Source organism: Sphingobacterium nematocida (genome assembly GCF_900168125.1).
Classification (GTDB): Bacteria; Bacteroidota; Bacteroidia; order Sphingobacteriales; family Sphingobacteriaceae; genus Sphingobacterium; species Sphingobacterium nematocida.
Map to the genome: position 1 here is coordinate 1 of NZ_FUZF01000040.1, position 1,302 is coordinate 1,302.

Consider the following 1,302-nt stretch of genomic DNA (forward strand, 5'->3'; position numbering starts at 1 on the left):
CCTACAGCTACGGATATCGATGCCGGCGATGTATTGACCTTTAGTATCACGAACAAGCCTACTTGGGCAACATTCAATACAACTACCGGGGCATTGACCGGTACACCTCGTAATGCGGATGTGGGTACGACGGTAGGGATCCTGATTTCGGTATCTGATGGTACTGCTGCCGTAAGCTTGCCGGCATTTAATCTAGAAGTGAAGACAGCTTTGATAACAGGTATTTCGCTTGAAGGAAAAAGTTTTACCTATGATGGAACGGCCAAATCACTGGCTATAAAAGGCACGCTACCGCAAGGTACAACGGTGAGCTACACAGGAAATGGACAGGTTAATGCAGGTACAACAACCGTTACGGCAGTGATTTCGGGAGGCAACTACCTACCGCTGACACTAACTGCTACCTTGACGATTCTTAAGGCGACACAGACAATTAGTTTTACCGTACCGGGGGTATTGGGTCGAGATGCGGGCAAAGTTGCCCTGGATGTGCAGAGCAGCAGCGGTCTTCCTGTGATATTAAGCCTAGACGATCCTATGGTGGCTACAGTATCGGGTACTGATCTGAACGTGTTGCGTTTGGGTACGGTACGTATCACAGCGGTACAAGGAGGTAATGAAAATTATGAAGCGGCAAGTCCGGTGACAGTATCGGTACGTATTGAAAACGATGCATCTGCCAAGTTGCCTATTATCGTACATCAGGCTGTATCTCCAAATGGAGATGGTATCAACGAGTTCCTGATGATCGAAGGTATCCGCGATTATGGCGATAACAAGGTGACCATCTTTGATAAAAATGGTGTTGTGCTGGCCGAGATTGAAAGCTATAATAATAGAGATCGTGTATTCTTTGGAAACGATCACCGTGACGGCACGTATTATTATTACATCGATGTAAAAGATGGTAATACCTGGAAGCGTGAAAAAGGATTTTTTGTGATTAAGAGATAAGTATCACTACCATCACCTTCACAACATTATAACAATGAAAAAACTAAACATAATTATGAGCCTGTTGATCCTACTGCCTTTGTGCAGTAGGGCACAGCATGGGGTAAGTTACAACCAGTTTGGGCAGTTGCGCAATTCGTTCAACTCTTCGCTGAGTACCATGGACGAGCGCGGTAGCTTTGCGATGCTGGGTCGTACACAATGGGCGGGTGTGGATGGAGCTCCCCGGTCACTATGGGCTTCGGGACACGGTATGGTCTCCAAGTTGGGATTGGCGGTAGGAGGCGATATCAAACATGCTTCGCTAGGGGTGGTCAAAGAAAATGAAGTGACGGCCTTTGCCTCTAA

At 46.9% G+C, this 1,302-nt stretch carries 2 protein-coding genes; both read left to right on the top strand.

The annotated features are described in order from the left end of the window. Positions 1 to 954: T9SS type B sorting domain-containing protein (locus B5X76_RS21545; protein WP_139375450.1), on the top strand; the 954-nt coding region annotated here is incomplete at its 5' end. A gap of 34 nt (positions 955 to 988) precedes the next feature. Then, positions 989 to 1,302: type IX secretion system membrane protein PorP/SprF (locus B5X76_RS21550; protein ID WP_139375451.1), on the top strand; the 314-nt coding region annotated here is incomplete at its 3' end.